Origin of the sequence: Mesorhizobium sp. 131-2-1, from assembly GCF_016756535.1 — a bacterium.
Taxonomy (GTDB): domain Bacteria; phylum Pseudomonadota; class Alphaproteobacteria; order Rhizobiales; family Rhizobiaceae; genus Mesorhizobium.
Window position 1 is genome coordinate 6289131 of sequence record NZ_AP023247.1, and the last position, 19928, is coordinate 6309058.

The window sequence follows — 19928 nt, forward strand, 5'->3', positions numbered from 1 at the left end:
GTCTATTCAAATCAAGTGATTATTCTTTGAGGTCATTGGGTTCTTGGAGGAGTGACCGCATTCGCGCAAGAAGACCGCCCTTAAAGTTGAATTTTGGGGACAGAGCTGCGGCCGTCGTAGCTGCGGCTTATCGATCGTTGAACAGATGAGCAGAAGATGCCTAGCGGTGCTCCGCGAAAGCGGCTTAATGCTGCGACTTACGTGTTAGTGATGACCGGCCAAGGCAGACCAAAAGAGGACATCCGGGTGACGAGGCATCTCCCTCGGTTGTCGATTTGCTCAAGGCAGTCCACTATCCGACGTTCCAAAGACAGGATGCAGACGGCGGCTTGCGGCATAGAACGACCATACTGGCGGTCTTGGCTCTGGGGTGCATTGCACCGTAGCAGCCTAGGGCCAGAAGCGGAAAGACTGCAATTCGCCCGAGTGAGTGGTATACAGACATGAGCGCTCAACTAGCGGCTCGAATTTCTGCCTGGGAGCGTCTAATGTAGCAGGTGACATTGGAGACGACATGACAAAGATCAAAGGCAAGAATGATGGCCCCGGGGGCCGGAACGAACATTACGACATCGGCAATCGAAAAGATGTTCCTCGAAGAAGCGTCGTGGCCGAAATTAAGCGTGGCGAACACGAAGGCGCACACGTCGTGAAAATTAACGGCCGGGAATATGCGCGGGACAATCCTGATAATTCGAAGAAGGATAATGTTAATCGAGGAAAGTGACCACATTACGCCTTCGGGCCGGCAGAAGACCGTCGGCTTGCGGGCAACCGATCTGCCAAAGCAGGAGCGCAGGTTAGCGACCCAGCCCAATCAAGAGCGCCCCACTAACGCTCTCACCAACCTTTCACGTCGCTCATGGCAAGCCTCGATTCCATGTCGGAACGTTTTGCGGTAAAAGGGCCTCGCGTCTGCACGACGCGATTTGCGGTTCTAGGGGAAATGAAGATCTACAGCGCAGCGCAACTTTCTGTTTTGACTCGGCTGTTCTCCGCAACCGTTTTCCGCGAAATGGCGAAGAATGGCCGATCCGGCTTGTTCCGTCGGCTGCTCGAGCAGACCGATTTGCGCGAGCACGCGGGCACGCGCGCGACTGTCGGCGACATCTTCGACTTCGCGTTCGAGATTCTGAAGGTCGCAGGACACCGCGACGAGTACATCTATCGCGCGGCGATTAGCCATAAAGTGCTGTTGGGCACGCACTCGCTGCGCACTGCCTCGATGCTCAACGAATTCCGGGCTGGCAACTGCAAGGCGGACCTCGTCATCCTGAATGGCACGGCAACCGTCTATGAGATCAAGTCCGAGCGGGATACGCTCGCGCGACTCGCCAACCAGATCGACAATTACAAGCGCGTCTTCGCCAAGGTGAACGTGATCGCGAGCGAACGCCATGTCGAAGGCGTGCTGGCCACGGTTCCGGACGATGTCGGCGTAATGTGCCTGTCGAAGCGCTATCAGATTACAACCGTGCGCGACGCGATCGACTGCCCGGCGCGTATCTGTCCGGTCACCGTCTTTGAATCGCTGCGCACGGGCGAGGCTACGGCGATCCTCAAAGCGATGGGCGTGACCGTGCCGCAGGTCCCGAACACGCTGCGGCACGCCGTGATGCGCGATCTCTTCGCCGCCCTCGACCCGGCTACCCTGCACGTCGAGATGGTGCGGACACTTAAGCGGACGCGTGATCTGGCACCGCTTGGCGAACTCATCGACCATCTGCCGGCGTCCTTGCAAGCGGCCGCCCTGTCGGTGTCGGTGCGGCGCGTCGACCATCCGCGATTGGTCGACGCCGTCGCGACGCCGCTGCCTGCGGCCATGACCTGGAACTGACAAGCGCATGTATCACCCATATTTTCGCGGCAAGCAGTTCGAACTTCTGACCATTCGGGAAACCGCCAAACTGATGGCGGAGCAGAATTTTGTGCCAGTCATCGAGCCCGTGAAGGAGTCGCTGGGCGGCCTTGAAAAGGCGTTGAAGGCGATTTGCGATGCAGAGGGCAAGGCGATCGTCATCGTAAACCCGTACCATGGCGACCATCAGGAGAACGGAACCGGCATTTCGCAGCTTCTGCAGCAGGGCCTGTTCGGGGGCGCGATCTCGGCGGGCATTCTCCTACGCGGCAACATAAACCTCGCCGATGCGGTCACATGTCACCAAGCCCATCTCGGCCATAATCCGATCTTTGTCCACGCCGGATTCACCGAGCAGAAGGGTCTTGCCGGCTACTTGCACGACGCGCTGGCGCAGACACGGCATGTCTTCATCGAGGACCATGCCAATACGCTTTACCGCAAGCACTTCGAGGGCAGCACCCGCATCCTTATTCGCGACGGGTTCAAGCCGCGCAAGAACGCCGAGTTCGCCAAGATCCCTGTCGAGGAATTCTCCGAACTCCATCTCACCTTCCAGAGTGATCTTGGAATGAACGGCTTCGGCGATTTCCTGATGGTCGGCGACGTCTATTCCGAAGGGGGCGGCCCCGCCTACGCCGTCGCGATACACCTGACCTTCATCGACCCCGATGCCGACGAGGTCATGTATATCTATCACTTCGTCTCGACCACGAACGACACGCCAGCGGACCCGGCAGGCAAGTTCGGCCAGGCACTGCAGAAGCTCATGGTCAAGCTCAACTCCGGAACGTCAAAGCTTCTGGAAACAAGCGCGATCAAGGAGTTTCGCGAGCTCCACGCTAAGGGGCATTTTCCGGGCCTCGGCTATGTCAAAAAGCTCTCGATGAAGCACCATATCGAGACGCTCGCTGACTATCTTGGCTGATCCCCATGGCACAGCGGTTCTGCTGCCCGGAGTGCTTTGACGATCGCGGTCTGCGCGATCAGCTTTTCCCGTCGCTCGACCCGGGTCGTGGCACCTGTGATTTCTGTGGGACCGCTGACACCCAGCTCCTCGAACCAGGCAAGCTAGCCAATTATTTCGAGCTGCTGGCCAACGTCTACGAGCCGAGTGACGACGGGAAATCGCTGGTCGAATGGATGAAGGACGATTGGCAGCTCTTCAGCAATTCGCGCATGGACATCGCACACGCCAAGGAATTGCTCGGCGAGATCCTCAATGATGGTGAGATCGTGCGGCGTGGCTTCGCCCCGTCGGCGAGCTATATCAGCGAAGGCCTAGCGCAGTGGGATAAGCTACGCGACGAGATGATGTATGCTAATCGCTGGTTTCTCGACGTCGCCATCGATTTGGACCGTCTCCGCCAGCTGCTCGACATGCTGTTGGCGCCGCCCTTGCCCCGGCAATGGTATCGCGCGCGAATTCGCACAGAGGATGAGGTGTTCCCGATTGAAAAGATGGGCGCACCGCCGAAGCGACGATCGTCACATGGCCGGGCCAATCCGGCCGGCATCCCCTATCTCTATCTGGGGTCGCTTCCCGGTACAGCTGCGGCTGAGATTAGGCCCCATACCGGCGAGGTTGCTTGCGTTGCGGATTTCATCATTCCCGAGATCAAGGCCGTGGACCTGCGCAATCCGCGCAAGCTCGTGTCACCGTTCATCCTGACCGACGCGAGCGAGATCGGCCAGTTGCGCGCCGACTTGCCGTTCCTTGAACGCCTGGGTGAGGAATTGACGCGGCCAGTGCAGCCGGCCGGCGCGGCGATCGACTATATTCCGAGCCAGTATCTATGCGAGTTCATCAAAAAGAGCGGCTTCGATGGCGTGGTCTATCGCAGCTCGGTCAGTGATGGCATCAATCTCGCCCTATTCACTCCCACCCAGGCTATTGGGGGAACGGTGGCGCTTTACAACGTGTCCAAGGTATCGGTCGAAGTGGCCGCCGCCTAATATTGGAAGTCCCGCGAACGGTAGCTTCCAGAACCTGCGGGCTGATCGTGTCCGCGATTAAGCGCGTTGTGGCCGCCCCAAGCATCGCGCGGAGTGCGAGCCCGTAGTGGCAGATGCTGTGTGGACAATGAACTCAGGGACGTGCAGAAACGGACATAACAGACCTCACATATGTGTTCGCATCAATTCCACCCGCTTGCCTCGCCCCCTCTGCGAATCTTCAGGGAAATCATATCTTTGTCCGTGATGTGCGTCATGGCTGCGTTGTTCCCCGATGCCCTCGCGGACTTGTGCATAAGATCGTTGCAACGTGCATAATGGTGGCGGATCACTTCAAACACATCGTGTTCCCGACTGCCGTTCAAGTTTAGCGGGCGGAAGTAGCGGTATAGACCTGCCGCTTTTTGGGTCGGGACCACCCAGCCAAAGCGCTCTTTGAACTTGGAGCCGTACGGGCGCTTGTGCACGAGTTCGTTTCGGATCGAGGTTACTTCCTGCATCCATCCTGCCACCGCGAAATTTCCGGGTTTTTGAGGATGCGCGGCGATGTCACCACCCGCAAACAACAGCTCCAACAAGGCATCTTTCGGCAAAGTTGCTTGCCGGAGTTGCCCGACGAGCCGCGCCATTGAGTCGATCTTTGCATGGTCGAGGCCAATGCGGTGGGCGATAAGCGCACCCAGGTAGTCTCGCGCCGCTCCAAGATGCAAGAAGAACGAGTGGACATGGGCATACAGTGTTTGGGACAACGTATTTGCGGATCTTTGCCCGTCGACGCGCCCGGCGCCATATGGTTCACAAGTTGCTCATGGTAGTGTTCTGCAATTTGCTCCACACTGATATCCATGCTCCGCAAACTCAGGCTGACGTAACTTGCCAGCGCTTCCACCGGGTGTTGATCGTCTAGGGCTTTAGCAATTTCTTCTTCGGCAGGATGCTTGGCAGATTCGAAAAGCTCTTTGGTGCGCGGGCGCGAGATATTTCCCGCAATGTTGCTCCAGAGCTCTGCCGGACCTTCGGAATGGTTGGCTTTCTCAGGAACAATCGGCGCCCAAGCGGAATGGTATACGCCATCCATCCAACCCAATCGTTGGAATGCAATTGCGCGGAATTTGTTCTGTGTCGTGAGCAATTGAAGCTGGGCCATTGTCAGAGGACCCGTGGCACACGGCTTATCGTTGACGAAGACGGGTTCAATCCTCCAACCGCCTTCGCCGAGGTTGGCGGCGCGGAAACCGCCTGTGAAATGCAAATAGAAGCCTGTGCCATCCGATTGGCGTGGAAGTTCAATAATCTCTGTCACAGCCTGCCCCATATGATATCTGGAATTAGGGTCGTGACGACGAACTGCACCCAGTGCCCTAAAGCTTACAGTATCAGCCGCCTTGTTCGCCAACGCTTTGGGCGGTCCGCCCATCTCTACATATCACCATGCCGGTTTGAGGTTGAAAATAGCTCTTGAAACGTCTTCCTGGATCATCGCTTTGTCCGCATCCCCTTATGCCAAGCGCGTTGAGTGCCGGGTTAACGCTTAAAAGATGCAAATGAAAACCGACACAGAGACTGTCGACAAGGGGCGATTCGGAGCCACCGATAGAAGGGCCGCGGGGAAGTGATTTCGCGGATTCGCTGCTGGGGATGAGACCTACATATGAAACGGACCGACCATTCTGTACGAGGTGATCGCGCCCTTAGCGCCGGCGATGACGACAAGCTTGGTTTCCGCGAGGTCGCGAAACGAATTGCGGTATCACTTGTCGATCGAGCCTCGGAGGACGGACTGGTTGTGGGATTGGAGGGGGCTTGGGGCTCCGGCAAAACCAGCTTGCTCTATCTGGTCGGTGAAGAACTCGAGAATCTGCCACTCTCGCGACGGCCGACTGTTATTCATTTCCGGCCCTGGCTAATCGGCAATCGGGATGCCTTGATCAGCAGCCTGTTTACTGAGTTGTCCAACCAGCTGGATCAGGCTGCGCTGGCCGCTGGCGATGCAACAAAAATATCGATCAGAAAGGCCAAGGAGGCCGGCGAAGCCCTTCAAGCGTTCTTGTCGGGGTTAAGCAAGGCTGGCGGTTTGGTTGAGTTTGTAGGCGATATCACGGGTGTCGGGCCACTCAAATACGCCGGCACAGGCATTAAGGTCGTGGGAGATGCTGTCGCCGGCAAGAAAGCGCCCCCGCAATTAGCGTCTCTCAAAGACAAGCTGGCTAAATCCCTGCGGGACCTCGGCCATCGCTTCGTGGTGACGATCGATGATATAGATAGATTGGAACCAGCCGAAATCCTTGAAACACTCCGCCTGGTTAAGTCGGTGATCGATCTCCCGAATATGATCTATCTGCTTTGTTATGACAGCGAGGTGCTTGCCCACAGCGTCCAAGAAGCCGCCAGCGTCCAGGACGGGGGGGCATTTCTGGAGAAGATTGTTCAGCTGACGGTGATGGTACCTAAGCCGGAAGCGTTTCAGTTGCGCCAGTGGTTTGCCGAGGAACTTCAGCAGATCGCCTCCGTCAAAGACGATGACGAACGCGAGCGCCTCCGTCAGGTGATAGATTATGAAGGTGGCCGCCGACTGCGCACCCCTCGATCTGTGGTCAGGACTCTGGATGCAATCCGCTTCTTTTGGCCTCCCTTGCGTGACATCCATGCCGATCTCGCCGATCTCGTCTGGCTACAACTGATAAAAGACGGAAATCCGTCCCTTTATCGCTGGATTGAAGCCTATTGTGGATCGGCCGCTGCGATGTCTCTTGGCACAGCGCGCATCGAAGACGCCGAGAAAAACCTTCAATCAGCCTCGCTGGAAACGGCGGCTGGGAAGTCTGCGTTCGACGATCACATGTATCGGCATGTGTTTGCTTCGCAGCTGCCGGGCCTCACACCCAGTTTTGCAAAGGACGATTCTCCATTCCAACTTTTCGAAAAAGTTGATGACCGGAAGAGAGACATCGCGATTCGAAAGCGCCGTTTGGCGAGTCCTGATCACTACAGGCTCTATTTCGCCATGGCGAGCCCGTCACACGCCCTTACACAAGCCGACTTCGATGCGATGTGGCAAGCGTTGGCATCCGGTCCGCAGGAGGCCTCTGCGTTGCTGCTGGCGCTGCATGCTCAAAAGGCTGCGGGATTGCTCAGCAAATGCGATCTGATCGTCGAGCGGATCAAGGGCGGGGCTTATGAAACTTTGGATGTCCCGCAGTCTCGCAACCTACTCTTGGCCCTCGGCGACAGCATGGACGAAGCTTTCCGGCTGCGCCCTTTTGATGGATTTGCTTTTAATTCTCTGTGGGACAGGACTCTTCCCCTCATCCGTCTCGCTTCCACTCGTCTCAAGCCAGCTGTGCGCGATCGTACAACTAACGAGATGTTTGAATCCAGCAGAGCGATTGGCTGGCTCACATTCGTCTTCAGACGCGAGGTTTTCGCACACGGGCGGTATGGCGATCAGGATCGCCCCGCGGGGGACTGGCTGCTAGTTAGCGAGCGGCAAATGGATGCCGCAATGCGCATTATGCTTAAGCGGTACAAAGCCATGTCCGTGGATGAAATCCTGCAATCCCATAGCCCATTGAGCCTGCTTTACGCTTGGCTTCAGGCTGGTGATGAAAATGGACCGCGCAAAAGACTGGCCACGCATGTCAAATCGAATGAAGGGTTCTTACAGGTCCTCAAAGGGCTTACATCTCAGATCAACAGCAGTGATCGAGGAACGTTCGACGTGCTGAAAAAACGTGACATTGAGTCTTTTTTGGACTTCGAAGAGGTCACAAGTCGGCTGACGATCCTTGTGTCAAAACCAAAATTCAAAAAAAGCGCTACTGAGATGCTGGAGCTCATCGAAGACGGCGATCGCTACTGAGCTACGCTATTTAAAACACGTCGACGAGTGCTCCCTGCGGGCCGATCTGAACCCGCACACGGCCGTCCTTCCGGGTGGTCAGCACTCGTCTGCGTTTACCGTTCAAATCGATGCCACGACATCGCTCGCGGTACCAACGCTGCGTCTCCTGGGTGGCGTATTCCTTTCCACAATCGGAGATGACGACAAAATAGGGGAGCAGGCCCGTCTCGCGAAACAGGCGATCGCTGCAGCCGTTGCGCCTGCCATGGTGGGAAGCGACCAGGATATCGACGTCGCGCATAGCTGCCCGAAAGCTCTGGCGCTCCAGCAGCCTCTCCCATCCCGCCATTTCCATGTCCCCGGGGAAACAAATGCGGACGCCGTGACTTTCGACGATGGAGACGAGGCTCAGGTTGTTTTCGTCTTCGAAGTCGGAAGGGTAGTTGTTCCAGAAGCATCGAATCTTGAAATCGCCGTAATCGACATCGCCGCCACCCGGTCCAGTATAAGTCGCCATCATATCCGCCAGGGCGTCAATGCCCCGACCAATCCCGCCGATTTTCTTCAAACGGCGAAGATTATGTGCAGATACCGAAGGATTTTTGGTCAGAGTGCGGATGTCGACCGCCCTCACCAGATTGTGCAGGTCGCTCGCATGATCCTCGTCAAAATTCGATATGATCAGCTTGTCGATATAGCGGATGCCCTTGCTGGGGAGGTAAGTGGACGGGCGCCAATTCGTTGTCGAATTATGGCCCGCATCGATTAGGACGTGCCGGCCCGTATCGGTGACAATATGCGAACACTGACCGTGCTCGACGTCGAAAATCCTGAGATCCATTCAAGCCGCCGCTGTCGGAGCGTTAGGTTGCGCCCGACGCAGCCTAATCGTGTCACAAGCGGCGAGCAGCGCGGTGGCGTACTGCACCCCGGCCTCCCAGACCCATTGCCTGGTCACGACAAAGACCCAGACGACAATTGCGGCCGCATTGACGGCCATGGCCGAAAGCACAGCCGGCCCGAGCGGCACGATTGTGCCGATCGCCGCGCGCCAGTCGTGCTTCTGCAGCAGATCGAGAAACCCCGGATTGTTGTAGAGGATCGCACCGGCCGATGCGGCCAGGGTCAGGCCGCAGATGATGATGGCAACCGATTTCAGGCCACGCAGGTTGCGGCGGAAGCCGTATTGCGCATTTTCCCGATGAACCATCGGAAAGTCTTTGCCCCGCGCCATCTCCTTGAGCCAGACAACCGCCGAGTCATAGACCGCGTCAGCCCCCGACGGATCGACGGCCTCCTGTTCGGCCGTCGGAAATGCAGGCAAGTCCGGCACCGCCGAACCCAGGAAGCTATGGTAGCGCTGGCGCGTGTGCCGATCGAGATGGCTGTCGCGGTGGCGCAGGATGATGGTCGTCGGCCACCCTCCCCATGCCTTTCGCAGGCCCGGCTCGATGCGACGCCCTTTGGTGCGGGCATAGGACCCAAGCGCGTAGAGGAGGCCGCACGAGGTGGCCACGGTCAGCAGCGTCGCGCCGATGCTGGACAGAAGCAGCCAGGGGAACCAGGCAAAGACCGCCAGCAAGGGCGGAAAGATCGTCAGCAAGCCCGGAAACAGCCGAGCCTGCCGGCCATAGCCGTCGAACATCTGGGCGATATCGGTGGTCAAGGGGATCGCCATGGCCTATTCCTCATACTCTTCGGGATAGGTAGCCGGCGTGGCGGGGCTCCACCCCTCCCGGGACGGCGCATTCCACGCTGTCCGGAAGCTCACCCCTTCCGTCATATGCAGATTGGCGCCTCGATGGATCATAGCGCGCATCACCACCTTGCGCGGATGGTCTTCGTCTTCCTTGGCGGAGCTGATGACCGCGGTGAAATGACCCTGTTGAGGCTTGCTGTCCAACGGCTCTCCAAGTATCGAATTCAGCAGTTCTGTCGTTAGGTTGCGACGGCCGCCATGGTGCGGCACCTGGAAGCGATCGATGCCGGGAAGCTGCAGGCCCGCAGAGGGCGCATAGGCGATAACCTCCGCCAGCCCGTCTCGCCCGGTGTCGGCGGTCAGAAGGATCTTCTTACCGCACAGGTTTGCATACTGCACGACGCTCATCTCATTCTCGTTGCTGGTATCCTCGGCAGGGAACGCCTCAGCGCCCCACGCCGCCCGGATGTAGGCCACCGCACTTTTGGCTTTTTCCACCAGCGTGGTCAGGAACCCGTCGAAGGCCGACGCTTCGGTCTTAGCTTCTGGCGTCTTGTCGGAGGTGACCACCAGGTTCAGGAACCGGTTACGAGTCGGCGCCATCACGCGGAACGCACCGATCGCGGCCCCCTGGAACGCCTCGCGGATCTCGATCCCCTTTCGCTCTGCGATTTCTTCGAGCGCTGCCAGGTTCGCGTACGCCGAGCGCAGCTTGGAGCGCAGCCGGTCTACGTCATTGTACGTCTCGAACCTGTCGATGATCTCCGCAGCATAGATCCAGGGCCGGTTCATCCATAGCACGCCGACATCGAAGTGCTCGAGGATCTCCACGAGGCCGCGGGCGTGGTCACCGTCATTGTGGGTAGCGACGACGTGGTGGATGAACTTCGGGTTTCCGTAGTGGGCAACGATGTGGTCACGCAACGACTTGCCGGTGTCGACGTAGCCGCCGTCAACGACATGGATATATGTCACGCCGTCCTTCTCGTAACGCAGCGCGATTGCGTCTCCGCTCTTCTTGGTTTCAACGCCAAGAAAATCGATCTCAAAATAGTCTGCCATTTTTGGGTTTTCCCCCGTTAAAAATTTCGATAATACAAATTTCGACTTCGTTGTCGAAGTCTTGGCGTCAGATGTGAACGCCAATGCTTGCTTGCAAGAGAGGAAGCGTAGAAAATTTACGAAAGAGAAACCACGTTTGGCAGGTCCTCGCATCAGTCGTGAAACAGGGTGATTTTCCCTCGATTTCGTCGACCAGTTGCGCTCGAAGCCGGCGTCCGTCGCAGTCGATGGTCGTAAAGCGACGTCTGCACCGCGGTTCTGCCCATCGCGCAGCCGTCGTTGTTCGACAGACGATCACCGATCGACTGTTTAACGACGGCGCAACGGCACGCTCGCAGCTGCAGTAGAAGCTTCACGTCATCGAGTGTCTTTATGGTCGGAACGCGACAACGCTCGGCTCACGAGATCTGGTCCCCAACGACATCGTCCTCGCCTTCCCTGTTAGCCAAACCAGCAGGGATACCGCCGGCCAGCAGCTTTTCCTTCGACAGCAGGCCGGCGTCCTCAAGCGCCTCGAAATCCGGCAACTGGCGCAACGTGTCGAGCCCGAACTGCGACAGGAAATTCTTGGTCGTCACATAGGTGTAGGGCGCGCCCGGCTGCGGGCTGCGCGGCCCCGAGGCGATCAGATCCTGCGCGCGCAGCACGCCGATCAGATCGCGCGAGACTTCCTTGCCAAAGAAGGAAGACAGCTCGCCACGCGTGATCGGCTGGAAATAGGCGATGCACATGAGGACAAGAGCCTCCGACTGCGACAGTTGTTTTGTCTCCTGCCCCGCGGCCGTCCCGAATGCGGCGTGGATGATGTCGCCAAAGGCCTTTTTCGTGCGGTGCTGCCAGCCGCCGGCGACCGACACCAGCTCGTAGGGGCGACCAGCGAGCTCGGCGCGGATGTCGTCGATGATCAGCTCGAGATTGCAGCCTTTGCCGACGACGCGCGTCAGCACTTCGCGCGACACCGGCTCATTTGCCGCAAAGATCACCGCTTCGACGCGGCCCATCCACTCGCGCCAGCGCAGCTCCGGCGGCAGGTGATCGAGCTCGGTATCAAGCAGCGCCGGCTGATCGTTCGGCTTGCGGCGGGCAGAGGCTTCGCTCATCGCTAGAGCCCAAACAGCCGGAAGCTGGTGCGGCCGGAGAGCTCGCGAACGGCGTCGAGTTTCTGCAGCCGCTCGAACAGGCGTCGCGCCGCAAAACGCGACAGGTTTTTCGTCGTCACCGAGCCGGAGACGGCGTCTTCATTCAGGAGTAAAAAGATCACGTCGCCGGCGCCCTTGGCGCGCAGTTTTGGCGCCACCGCCAGCAGTTTTTCAGCGCAGCGCGACAACTCGGCCCCCAACCGACAAGCCTCGGCCGCTCCCTGAAGCAGCGCGACGCAGACCGCGCGCTCAAAACCCTTTTGCCCCGGTCGGATACGCGTGCCGCCGCCGGCCTCGGCGCGGAAGACCGGGCCAAAAGCCCGGGCTATCAACAGCGGCAACGGCCGCGGCCAGCGCAAGCCCCGCGCCAGCACCAGGTCGGCGAGCCACCAGGCAAACAGCTCGGCATCGGGCCGCATGGCGACCACGTGAGTGGCGATCGCCGCCGCGGCGAACGGCGCCGGGCGTTGGGAGCCCGTCAGTTCCTCGATCTGCGCGCAGAGGTCGGTGAGAGCCTCATTGTCCCAGGCGAGCCCGAGCATCTCGGCCACTTTTGCCAGCCGATCGGCGCTGACCGCCGGCGGCTGCAGCACCAACTGGCGCCACGCGCCAAAAATGGCGCCGGCGGGGCCGCGATCGGCGCCGGCCGGGCAAAGCTGCCAGGCGTCGCGCAAGCCAGCCTCGTCCTCGGCGCGGCCGGCCAGCCGCATCGAGGCGGCGGCACAGTTGAGCGCCAGCCGCTGGCGCCAGGCGCCGGCCCAAGCAGGTTGCGCGCGGGCAAGCGTGTCCAGCGAAGCCAGTGCGGCTCCCGCCTGGAAGGCGGCGGCGGCGTCACTGGGCGCGTCCCGGCCGAGCGCCCAGGCCGGAACGGTGGGCGGCGTGAGGACGGAGGTAGCGATGGCTGGATCGAGGCGAATCATGCTTTCGAGGATAAAGCGGCGGTGCGCTTTCTGCCATCAATTTCGCATCAAAACGCACGGGCTGTCGAAGCAACAAAACGAATGATAATGTTGCATTATCAGTTGCTTAACTCTACTCTTCCACTCGCAACAAGTTAGCTGGATAACATCACTCTTCGGGCACACCCGGACGACGGTTCGGTGCAGCCACTCACGTCAATCCGGACAGTCCCGTCTTCTCGTCGCGACTATCCCGGTACCCGGAGTTGGTCACGGCGACCTGCTTCCGAGCCACCTTTCGAATAGGCCGAGCTCGGATCACCAGCTCTAAAGCTCCACGTGATTGCCTATTCGATAAACCCTCCGTCAAGATTGCAGCGGCTAGAAGCCGCCGCAGCCAAACGGTCACAGCGCCCGCCCAATCGAACCTGAAATCATACCGGCAGGCGGACTTGCACGGGGGCTGTCAGTGGAGCAGGCGCGTGAAAGAGCACATGAAATAGGTGTATCGCCAATATTTTCGTATTGCTCTAATCGATTATAGTTGTGAAGCGCAATTTCAGCCCGTTTACTTGCCGCTCAAGTCACGCATAAAAGAAGGTAGCACCGATTCGGTAGCTTATCCCCTGTCTTTTGCGTACTCGCGGCCCGTGGCGCCGAGTGGACGATTGAAGATCGCCGGTCTCACTAGCAGGTGGGCACAAGCGCCTGGGGCCGGTTGGCAAGCCACAGGAGTAGGACAAATGTCGAAGGATTCGGGTAAGGGCGATCACGGCGGCAAGATCGAGATCACGGTGGTGGTGAACGGCCAGCCCACGCAGGTCGAAGCCAATAACAACCAGCCGCTTCACGTCGTTCGTGCCAAAGCCCTTGAGAACACGCAGAACGTCGCCCAGCCGGCCGAGAATTGGGAATTCAAGGATGAGGCCGGCAACCTGCTCGACGTTGACAAAAAAGTTGGCGATTTCGGTTTCGCGAACATTGTGACCCTGTTCCTCAGCCTGAAGGCGGGTGTAGCAGGTGCCTGAAATCCAGACTGTGGACCCTGCGGTCTCGCGAGCGAAATTCGATCGGCAGATCGGCTGGTTCCAAACACAAGCGGGCGCTTACCGGGCTCAGGGTTGTTTCCTGATCGAGGCGAGATTCCCTACTGCCTTCTTCATCTTCGCACCGCCCAAGATAAGGCCACAGATAATCGGTGCAGCTGTCGAGATCGACTTCTCCAATTACGACCTCCGACCTCCGTCGGTAGTCTTCGTCGACCCCTTTACCCGCCGGCCGGTTGCCCGCAAGGATTTACTGCTAAGTATGCTCAGACGACCGCATCTACCCGGAACCCCACCGGATATGATTTCGGTCCTCATGCAGCAGAAAGCTCTGTCGCTAGCGGACTTCCTCCAGGCCAACAGTGCGGAACATACGCCATTCCTGTGCATGGCAGGCGTCCGGGAATACCACGACAATCCAGCCCATTCAGGTGACTCATGGCTTCTCCACCGGGGTTCTGGCGAAGGCTGTTTGGCCTTTATCCTGGACAAGATCATCAAGTACGGGACCGGCCCCGTGGAGCAGATACAGTATCAGTTCCAAATCTCAGTGGGAGCGATGGTAGTACCCCCATCCGCCATCCCAGAATGAGCGTTTTGATGGATGTAACGACCGTGACGCTCCCGCGCCACTGCATCTCGACTGTGCATGCGCATCTGCGCTCGGTTGGTCGCGAAGGCAATGAGGGGATGGCGCTCTGGGTCGGCGTTCAGCAAGACCAGCATTTTGCCGTAACAGAGACCGTGCTCCCGGCGCAGCGTCACATTCGGACGGGCGATGGTGTTTGCGTGATGGTTCCGGCCGAGGAACTGCACCGGCTTAATGTCTGGCTCTACAATAGCGGCCTGAAACTCTTGGCCCAGATCCATAGCCATCCGGGCCGAGCCTACCATTCGACGACCGACGATGCTTATGCGGTTGCTACCACGGTTGGGTGTCTGTCGCTGGTAGTGCCGAATTTCGCCCGCGAGCCTTTCGATTTTGCTCGAGTCGCCGCCTATCGGCTCGACGGAAAAGCCAACTGGAATGCGCTCCCTTCCGCGGCACTGTCGCGAATGATCACAATAACGAGTTGAACAATGGCACTCGCTAACTTCATCGACCGCGCCGCCACGGCGGCATCTCAGGTCCTAGCCGATTTTCATCTGGAGGACTTTAAAGCAGCTCTTGAAAAGCAGGTCGTGGCCGTCGCCTTTGACGATCAAGCCGCATCCTGCGCCGAAGGCCAGGCGACACTAGATCTTGCGGTGAGGTTGCTCGCCAGGCTCTATCCAGTTCTGGCGATACTCCCGCTGGGCAGCGCGGCAAGCTTTCAAGCCCAAGCGCTGGAGCGCTTGGCAAAGTCGATAAATCCAAAAGTTGGCATCCGGCGTTCCGGCAAGTCTGCCACCATCTGCGTAGTTGCAGGGGTGACGCGCCCACCACTCCGGTGCCCGACCTTTTTCATGGGATCGGACGGTTGGGCGGCAAAGCTGTCGCGTACGGACCCGGTGGGCTCCGGCTCGAGTTTGCTGCCCTATGGAGCTGGCGCCGCCAGTTGCTTCGGCGCCGCCAACGTCTTTCGAACCATCTTCGCCGCCCAGCTGACCGGCGCCGAGTTAGACGAAACCATCGACCTCTCGTTATACAGCTACGACAAGACCAAAGCCGGCGAGGCAGGCCCGATCGACATACCTGTCGACCTTGGCGAAACGCACCTCGTTGGGCTCGGTGCGATAGGCCATGGCTCGCTTTGGGCGCTAGCGAGACAACCCGGTCTCACGGGTCGTCTGCATGTAATCGATCACGAAGCAATCGAACTCTCAAACCTGCAGCGCTACGTATTGGCCGGCCAGGCGGAGATTGGCATGTCCAAGGCGGTTCTTGCAGCCACCGCCCTTAGATCGACGGCCATTGGGGTCGAGGCGCACCCGCTGACGTGGGCAGAATATGTTGCGCGCCACGGCGACTGGGTCTTCGACCGAGTGGGTGTGGCGCTTGACACCGCCGCCGACCGTCTGGCGGTCCAAGGTGCTCTGCCCCGATGGATCGCGAATGCCTGGACGCAGGAGCACGACCTCGGCATCTCGCGGCACGGGTTCGATGACGGCCAAGCTTGCCTTTGTTGCATGTACCTGCCGTCCGGGAAATCCAAGGACGAGCACCAGCTGATTGCCGAGGAACTCGGAATACCGGAAGCACACGAGCAGGTGAAAACGCTCCTGCAGACCAATGCCGGAGTTCCCAACGACTTTGTAGTTCGGGTGGCTACAGCGATGGCTGTGCCGTTTGAACCGCTAGCCCCGTTTGTTGGCCAGCCCCTGCGTTCCTTTTATCAGCAGGCTATCTGCGGCGGTCTGGTGTTCCAGCTCAGTGATGGAAGTCGCCGCGTTCGAACCGTGGTTCCGATGGCCTTCCAGTCAGCGCTTGCCGGGATTATGCTTGCCGCCGAGCTCGTCAAACACAGCGCGGGTTTTCCCGTGGGCCCGACGACGAGCACTCGGGTGAATCTTCTGCGCCCACTTGGCTCCCGCTTGCACGATCCGAAGGCCAAGGATTCCAGCGGCCGCTGCATCTGTAGCGATGACGATTTCATTGCCGCTTACAGGCGCAAATACGGCAAGAGCATCGTACAGCTAAGCGATGTCTCCGCCGCCTAAGCAGACGCGCGAATGTCTCCGTTGCCGCCGGGCGGCGATGTGCGCGCCACTACGAAACCCCATGTCCGCTCCTCTGCCGTCCGAGGGTCCATGAGATAGCCTCCCCACGCGCCACACCGGAAACCTCCTTTCCGATGTACCGATCAAGCACCGGCCTCCATGGCACGAGCGTGAACTCGCGCGACTTCTCGATCACGGCATATTTGCCGCTGGCAAGCTCGACCGATCGGCGCAGCGTGCCTTCTATTCGTTCTCCAGGCTGCGCTTCGGCATACGAGAGACCGAGCTGATCCGACAGCTGGCCGGCGACACGGTTCAGCTCGCGCTGGCGCAGGATCGAAATCATGTTGGCACGATAGACGACCCGGTCCTGTTCTTCGTGCGCGAGGCCTTGCGCGATCAGCCACTGCCGCCGACGGGCATGCGCCTCCCGCACCTCATGCCCGAAGCCTGAGTTGCGCAACGGCTCCGGTCTCTCGGCAACCAGGTTCCGGTCGAGCCAGGTGGCGCCTTCGAAGCTGACTTGGCGTTCCAGCGGCATTGATGAGAGCTTCTCGACTATCACAGGCTCGACCCTGGCCCGCAGGCGCTCGTATTCCGCGACACGATCGAGATGATCCGGCGCGATGATCCAGGTGCCATTCGGCTCTCGCTCCACGCCGCCGGTGGAGCGCCGGATCGCCTCCAGCCGGCGGATATGCGTCTCGGCAAAGCTTTCGGTGGCGAACGCATCATGCTTGAGGTGCATATCGACGCTGTAACGGCCGCCGTGTGCGGTAGCGATGTCGGCGATTGTACGGTCGACTTGCCTGGGCTTGGTATCCCTAGACGTAACACGCACGATGCAGCCGTCGGGCGTCGGTTCTGTCAACTCGCCTTTGCCGATGTCTATCCAATGGCTTTTGCCGTCAACGCCGTCGACGATGAGGTAATGCCGATCGTTGATTTCGTCGGCGAGCCCGCGCGCGACGAGGCGGCCGACGACCGGTGTGGAGGGCTCTTCACGTCGATCGTGGACAAGGTAACCGGCGGCACTGCGAGCGAGCCCCTTGCCAGTCAGCTCGCGGTGCATGGTCTTGATGATGTCGCCGCGTTCGCCGGTGCGGCGCAGCGTGGCTTCCAGCTCATCATCCAGGCGCCAGCGGACCGGGTCGACCTCCTCGGCTAAGCCCATCCGCTCGAGCTTGCGCAGACGGCCTTGATGCAGCGCCTGGCGAAAGGCGTCGCGGCCGTCCGTAGAAACAAGTCGGTCCTCATCGCGCATGCGCAGCAGCTGCCGGTCGATGCTGGTGAAGCGTTCCTGCTCCATTTCCTGGCGCAAGCGCTGTTCAATCTCGCGGTCGGTACGGGGACCGAGGTCGAGGCTCACCACTTCGGCCGCCCGCTCGCGGATGCCGCTCGAAATATACTCCCGCGCGATGACGAGGTTTTCGCCGCGATCATCCTTGCCGCGGACAATGATATGGGTGTGCGGATGGCCGGTGTTGAAATGGTCGACGGCAACCCAGTCGAGCCTGGTGCCGAGATCCTCCTCCATCTGCGCCATGAGCCGCCGCGTCAGCGGCTTGAGGTCGTCATACTCAATGCTGTCTTCCGGTGCGACGATAAAGCGGAATTGATGCCGGTCGCTATCCGCGCGATCGACGAAGGCCTTACTGTCGATGCGATCCCTGCCGGGGCCATAGAGTTTGCCGGGTTCGCCTTCCCTGGTGACGCCATCGCGCTGGATGTAGCGCAGATGCGCACGCGCTCCGTCCGCACCCTTGCCGGCCAGCTTCACTATCCGCGCCTTGACCATCACCCGCCGCTGCCGGAAGGCGGCATACCGGTCGCGTGACTTGAGCAGCGCGGCCGCCGCCCCGCCGCGGCCTGTCCGGCTCCCCGTGAAGCGACCGCCGCGCTGGAGGCGGCCGCCGGCTCGGTTGATCGCTGCCTTGACCTGGCCGGCATAGCGCTTGCCTGCTTTCGAGCCGCGCGAGCCGATCTTGCCGAGCTTCGGCCTGAACTCATCGTCCTGCATACCAGCCTCCGGGCAAATTCAAGCGAAACCTGGGTCTCGCTGGCCCACCCTCCTGGCGCCGCCGGCAGCCTCCGGCAAAAAGGATGTGCAGACAAAGGCTTCGCCGCCTCATGGAGGCGGTGCCTTTATCTTGCCTTACGCGCCCCTCGCCTTAAGCGTCCCTGGCCCCTCCCGGATGCCCTCAACATCGCTAGCCATTGTGCTTCTTTTTCCGCGCGCGATCCCTGCCGAGCGGCACGAAAAGGCCGCCATTCGTTTCACCGGCGCGAACACCGTCGCGAAGGAAGAACAAAGAGCGTCCGGAGGGAGCGTTCCGCCCCTTTGAAGTTGTGGATTGGCCTTTGAATTCGTTCATGTCGGCCGCCGAAATCCCCGTCGCCTCAAGCTGTTTCAGATAGGCAACGGTCTCTTTCGGCAGCGGCCTTCGAAGCTTCAAATGGCCTTCATAGCGCTCGGGTCCAGCGTTGTAGGCGGCAAACAGGCCGGGGAATCCGAAACGCTTATACATGGCGCTGAGATAGGCGGTTCCGGCCAAGATGTTGTCGCGCGGATCGTGCGGGTCGGCTCCCAGACCGTGCTCGACGCGCATCTCCTGATAGGTGCCGGGCATCACCTGCATAAGACCCATGGCGCCGGCGCGGGAGGTGATGGGACGGCCATCGAGGACGGTCTTGCCGCGGCTTTCGGCATCGATGACGGCGCAAATCCAGGCCTGGGGAATGTGGAAGCGTGCGCTTGCTTCCGATACGAAGTGCTGCCATCGTTGCAGCTGCGGACTTTGGGAGATGACGGCTGGCTCAGCGCCGGTCGAGGCGGAACAGGCGCATGGCGCGACGGCGATCATGCCGAGCATCAGGAGGGTCACTCGGTCCATAGCGGCACCAGCCTCCCGATGATGTTTTTGGCCGGCACCGGCCCGAAATAGCGACTGTCGAAGGAGTGATTTTTTTCGTTGCCGAGCAGGAAAACCTCGTCATGGGCGAGCGCTCGGCAGCCGTTCCACCAGGGCAGCGGACGGCCTTGCGTGTCGATTTTGAGCCGACGGGCGACGATCTCGCCGCCTATGATGATGGCATTACTAAAGGCGCAGACATGCTCGTCCGGCAGCGCGGCGAGACGCTTCACCAGCGGTATATTGCGAGGCAGATAGCCGCGTTGGTCGGCGAGATAGGCAACGAAGCCAGGCGGGCGGGCGAGCACAAGATCGCCGCGCGCAGGCGTGCCAGACCCAACGCGATAGAGACCGACCGGCGCGCTAGCCGAGGCGTTCCAGACCAGCAAGGGAGACGGCTTTGGGAGCGCCGTGAAGCCTGTCAGGCTCAGGCCAATCGCGGCGATGGCGATTGCGTTGCGCGCCCGAACGCGCCGCAAACGGCTGCCGATCAGATGGATGGAAGGCCGCTGGCTCATGAGCGGGCTCCCTCGTCGGCTGAGCCGGACCCGCCCTTGTCATCGTCGGAGCCGGGTTCTGGCGGGCGGCCTTTCGACCAGTCGTCGAGTTCGTCGATGTGGTAGCGGACATAGCGGCCGTGCTTGCGGTATTTCGGGCCGCCGCCGGTCAGCCGCATCTTTTCCAGGGTGCGCTGGGACAGGCCGATATAGAAGGCAGCCTGCGCGGTGTTCAGAAACGGACTGCCCTTCTTGGCGCGGGCCGCGCGGTCGTTTTCGTCGTCCATGATGGTCCTCGTTTCGCTTCGGACAAGCGACCGCGAGGATCGGCGAGCGAGGTCGTCCTGGGGACGGGCGAAGAGTCGGGTGGGAGTTTTTG

General features: G+C 60.0%; 20 protein-coding genes. 9 read left to right on the plus strand and 11 right to left on the minus strand.

What is annotated here, in order from left to right; all coding sequences use genetic code 11:
* The first annotated feature begins 514 nt into the window (after window positions 1-514).
* The 4 genes from JG743_RS30280 to JG743_RS30295 all read left to right on the plus strand — a co-directional run bounded on the left by JG743_RS30280 (window position 515) and on the right by JG743_RS30295 (window position 3814).
* On the plus strand, window positions 515-727 hold the full coding sequence (locus tag JG743_RS30280; RefSeq protein ID WP_109671962.1) for a DUF3892 domain-containing protein: 213 nt from the start codon (window positions 515-517) through the stop codon (window positions 725-727).
* Between the two features lie 219 nt (window positions 728-946).
* Complete coding sequence (locus JG743_RS30285) at window positions 947-1837, plus strand: sce7726 family protein (RefSeq protein WP_202296047.1); 891 nt, start codon at window positions 947-949, stop codon at window positions 1835-1837.
* A gap of 7 nt (window positions 1838-1844) precedes the next feature.
* Window positions 1845-2786 carry a sce7725 family protein gene (locus JG743_RS30290; protein WP_202296049.1) on the plus strand — a complete coding sequence of 314 codons (942 nt, stop codon included), beginning with the start codon at window positions 1845-1847 and terminating at the stop codon, window positions 2784-2786.
* Window positions 2787-2791: 5 nt separating this feature from the next.
* The gene (locus tag JG743_RS30295) at window positions 2792-3814 is read left to right on the plus strand and encodes an RES family NAD+ phosphorylase (protein WP_202296051.1); all 1023 of its coding nucleotides are present in this window, start codon (window positions 2792-2794) and stop codon (window positions 3812-3814) included.
* Between the two features lie 182 nt (window positions 3815-3996).
* Here JG743_RS30295 and JG743_RS30300 read toward each other — a convergent pair whose 3' ends face one another.
* Complete coding sequence (locus JG743_RS30300; RefSeq protein ID WP_202296053.1) at window positions 3997-4314, minus strand: hypothetical protein; 318 nt, start codon at window positions 4312-4314, stop codon at window positions 3997-3999.
* Complete coding sequence (locus JG743_RS30305) at window positions 4302-5231, minus strand: hypothetical protein (protein ID WP_202296055.1); 930 nt, start codon at window positions 5229-5231, stop codon at window positions 4302-4304. Before JG743_RS30305 ends, JG743_RS30300 begins: the two co-directional genes overlap by 13 nt.
* 234 nt (window positions 5232-5465) lie before the next feature.
* On the opposite strand from JG743_RS30305, the gene JG743_RS30310 reads away from it, so the two are divergent.
* A complete protein-coding gene (locus JG743_RS30310) occupies window positions 5466-7673 on the plus strand; it encodes a KAP family P-loop NTPase fold protein (protein ID WP_202296057.1) in 2208 nt (735 codons plus the stop codon).
* Window positions 7674-7683: 10 nt separating this feature from the next.
* Here the strand turns inward: JG743_RS30310 and JG743_RS30315 are convergent, their stop codons facing one another.
* From JG743_RS30315 to JG743_RS30335, 5 genes are all read right to left on the minus strand, one after another.
* Window positions 7684-8496 (minus strand): ComEC/Rec2 family competence protein, encoded by an 813-nt coding sequence (locus JG743_RS30315; protein WP_202296058.1) that lies wholly within the window; start codon window positions 8494-8496, stop codon window positions 7684-7686.
* Window positions 8497-9333, minus strand: a complete 837-nt coding sequence (locus JG743_RS30320; RefSeq protein WP_202296060.1) for a hypothetical protein — start codon at window positions 9331-9333, stop codon at window positions 8497-8499.
* A 3-nt stretch (window positions 9334-9336) separates the two neighbouring features.
* Window positions 9337-10416: an MBL fold metallo-hydrolase gene (locus tag JG743_RS30325; RefSeq protein ID WP_202296062.1), complete on the minus strand. Its 1080-nt coding sequence runs from the start codon at window positions 10414-10416 to the stop codon at window positions 9337-9339.
* A gap of 398 nt (window positions 10417-10814) precedes the next feature.
* Window positions 10815-11516 carry an SMC-Scp complex subunit ScpB gene (gene scpB / locus JG743_RS30330; RefSeq protein WP_202296064.1) on the minus strand — a complete coding sequence of 234 codons (702 nt, stop codon included), beginning with the start codon at window positions 11514-11516 and terminating at the stop codon, window positions 10815-10817.
* 2 nt (window positions 11517-11518) lie between these two features.
* The gene (locus JG743_RS30335) at window positions 11519-12475 is read right to left on the minus strand and encodes a DUF1403 family protein (RefSeq protein WP_202296066.1); all 957 of its coding nucleotides are present in this window, start codon (window positions 12473-12475) and stop codon (window positions 11519-11521) included.
* Between the two features lie 722 nt (window positions 12476-13197).
* Here JG743_RS30335 and JG743_RS30340 point away from each other — a divergent pair.
* Genes JG743_RS30340 through JG743_RS30355 form a run of 4 tightly spaced genes read left to right on the plus strand, consistent with a single transcriptional unit; the run spans window position 13198 to window position 16140 of the window.
* On the plus strand, window positions 13198-13482 hold the full coding sequence (locus JG743_RS30340) for a DUF2604 domain-containing protein (RefSeq protein ID WP_202296068.1): 285 nt from the start codon (window positions 13198-13200) through the stop codon (window positions 13480-13482).
* On the plus strand, window positions 13475-14092 hold the full coding sequence (locus tag JG743_RS30345) for a putative metal-binding protein (RefSeq protein WP_010913845.1): 618 nt from the start codon (window positions 13475-13477) through the stop codon (window positions 14090-14092). Before JG743_RS30340 ends, JG743_RS30345 begins: the two co-directional genes overlap by 8 nt.
* Before the next feature lie 8 nt (window positions 14093-14100).
* Window positions 14101-14577 carry a Mov34/MPN/PAD-1 family protein gene (locus JG743_RS30350; RefSeq protein WP_244420607.1) on the plus strand — a complete coding sequence of 159 codons (477 nt, stop codon included), beginning with the start codon at window positions 14101-14103 and terminating at the stop codon, window positions 14575-14577.
* Between the two features lie 3 nt (window positions 14578-14580).
* Complete coding sequence (locus JG743_RS30355; RefSeq protein WP_096453868.1) at window positions 14581-16140, plus strand: E2 ligase fold family C protein; 1560 nt, start codon at window positions 14581-14583, stop codon at window positions 16138-16140.
* A gap of 49 nt (window positions 16141-16189) precedes the next feature.
* Here the strand turns inward: JG743_RS30355 and rlxS are convergent, their stop codons facing one another.
* The 4 genes from rlxS to JG743_RS30375 all read right to left on the minus strand — a co-directional run bounded on the left by rlxS (window position 16190) and on the right by JG743_RS30375 (window position 19836).
* Window positions 16190-18160, minus strand: coding sequence for a relaxase/mobilization nuclease RlxS (rlxS, locus tag JG743_RS30360; protein WP_202296070.1), 1971 nt, complete (start codon window positions 18158-18160; stop codon window positions 16190-16192).
* A gap of 190 nt (window positions 18161-18350) precedes the next feature.
* A complete protein-coding gene (locus JG743_RS30365) occupies window positions 18351-19034 on the minus strand; it encodes a lytic transglycosylase domain-containing protein (protein ID WP_010913840.1) in 684 nt (227 codons plus the stop codon).
* Window positions 19022-19570, minus strand: coding sequence for a S26 family signal peptidase (locus JG743_RS30370; protein WP_202296072.1), 549 nt, complete (start codon window positions 19568-19570; stop codon window positions 19022-19024). Before JG743_RS30370 ends, JG743_RS30365 begins: the two co-directional genes overlap by 13 nt.
* Complete coding sequence (locus JG743_RS30375) at window positions 19567-19836, minus strand: helix-turn-helix transcriptional regulator (protein WP_006328932.1); 270 nt, start codon at window positions 19834-19836, stop codon at window positions 19567-19569. The genes JG743_RS30370 and JG743_RS30375 overlap by 4 nt, the downstream gene beginning before the upstream one ends.
* Between the last annotated feature and the right edge of the window lie 92 nt (window positions 19837-19928).

What these genes read in the sequence shown, in the direction of transcription:
- JG743_RS30280 (WP_109671962.1), top strand. Translation starts at nt 515, where the DNA reads ATGACAAAGATCAAAGGCAAGAATGATGGCCCCGGGGGCCGGAACGAA.
- JG743_RS30285 (WP_202296047.1), top strand. Translation starts at nt 947, where the DNA reads ATGAAGATCTACAGCGCAGCGCAACTTTCTGTTTTGACTCGGCTGTTC.
- JG743_RS30290 (WP_202296049.1), top strand. Translation starts at nt 1,845, where the DNA reads ATGTATCACCCATATTTTCGCGGCAAGCAGTTCGAACTTCTGACCATT.
- JG743_RS30295 (WP_202296051.1), top strand. Translation starts at nt 2,792, where the DNA reads ATGGCACAGCGGTTCTGCTGCCCGGAGTGCTTTGACGATCGCGGTCTG.
- JG743_RS30300 (WP_202296053.1), bottom strand. Translation starts at nt 4,314, where the DNA reads ATGCAGGAAGTAACCTCGATCCGAAACGAACTCGTGCACAAGCGCCCG.
- JG743_RS30305 (WP_202296055.1), bottom strand. Translation starts at nt 5,231, where the DNA reads ATGGGCGGACCGCCCAAAGCGTTGGCGAACAAGGCGGCTGATACTGTA.
- JG743_RS30310 (WP_202296057.1), top strand. Translation starts at nt 5,466, where the DNA reads ATGAAACGGACCGACCATTCTGTACGAGGTGATCGCGCCCTTAGCGCC.
- JG743_RS30315 (WP_202296058.1), bottom strand. Translation starts at nt 8,496, where the DNA reads ATGGATCTCAGGATTTTCGACGTCGAGCACGGTCAGTGTTCGCATATT.
- JG743_RS30320 (WP_202296060.1), bottom strand. Translation starts at nt 9,333, where the DNA reads ATGGCGATCCCCTTGACCACCGATATCGCCCAGATGTTCGACGGCTAT.
- JG743_RS30325 (WP_202296062.1), bottom strand. Translation starts at nt 10,416, where the DNA reads ATGGCAGACTATTTTGAGATCGATTTTCTTGGCGTTGAAACCAAGAAG.
- scpB (WP_202296064.1), bottom strand. Translation starts at nt 11,516, where the DNA reads ATGAGCGAAGCCTCTGCCCGCCGCAAGCCGAACGATCAGCCGGCGCTG.
- JG743_RS30335 (WP_202296066.1), bottom strand. Translation starts at nt 12,475, where the DNA reads ATGATTCGCCTCGATCCAGCCATCGCTACCTCCGTCCTCACGCCGCCC.
- JG743_RS30340 (WP_202296068.1), top strand. Translation starts at nt 13,198, where the DNA reads ATGTCGAAGGATTCGGGTAAGGGCGATCACGGCGGCAAGATCGAGATC.
- JG743_RS30350 (WP_244420607.1), top strand. Translation starts at nt 14,101, where the DNA reads ATGGATGTAACGACCGTGACGCTCCCGCGCCACTGCATCTCGACTGTG.
- JG743_RS30355 (WP_096453868.1), top strand. Translation starts at nt 14,581, where the DNA reads ATGGCACTCGCTAACTTCATCGACCGCGCCGCCACGGCGGCATCTCAG.
- rlxS (WP_202296070.1), bottom strand. Translation starts at nt 18,160, where the DNA reads ATGCAGGACGATGAGTTCAGGCCGAAGCTCGGCAAGATCGGCTCGCGC.
- JG743_RS30365 (WP_010913840.1), bottom strand. Translation starts at nt 19,034, where the DNA reads ATGGACCGAGTGACCCTCCTGATGCTCGGCATGATCGCCGTCGCGCCA.
- JG743_RS30370 (WP_202296072.1), bottom strand. Translation starts at nt 19,570, where the DNA reads ATGAGCCAGCGGCCTTCCATCCATCTGATCGGCAGCCGTTTGCGGCGC.
- JG743_RS30375 (WP_006328932.1), bottom strand. Translation starts at nt 19,836, where the DNA reads ATGGACGACGAAAACGACCGCGCGGCCCGCGCCAAGAAGGGCAGTCCG.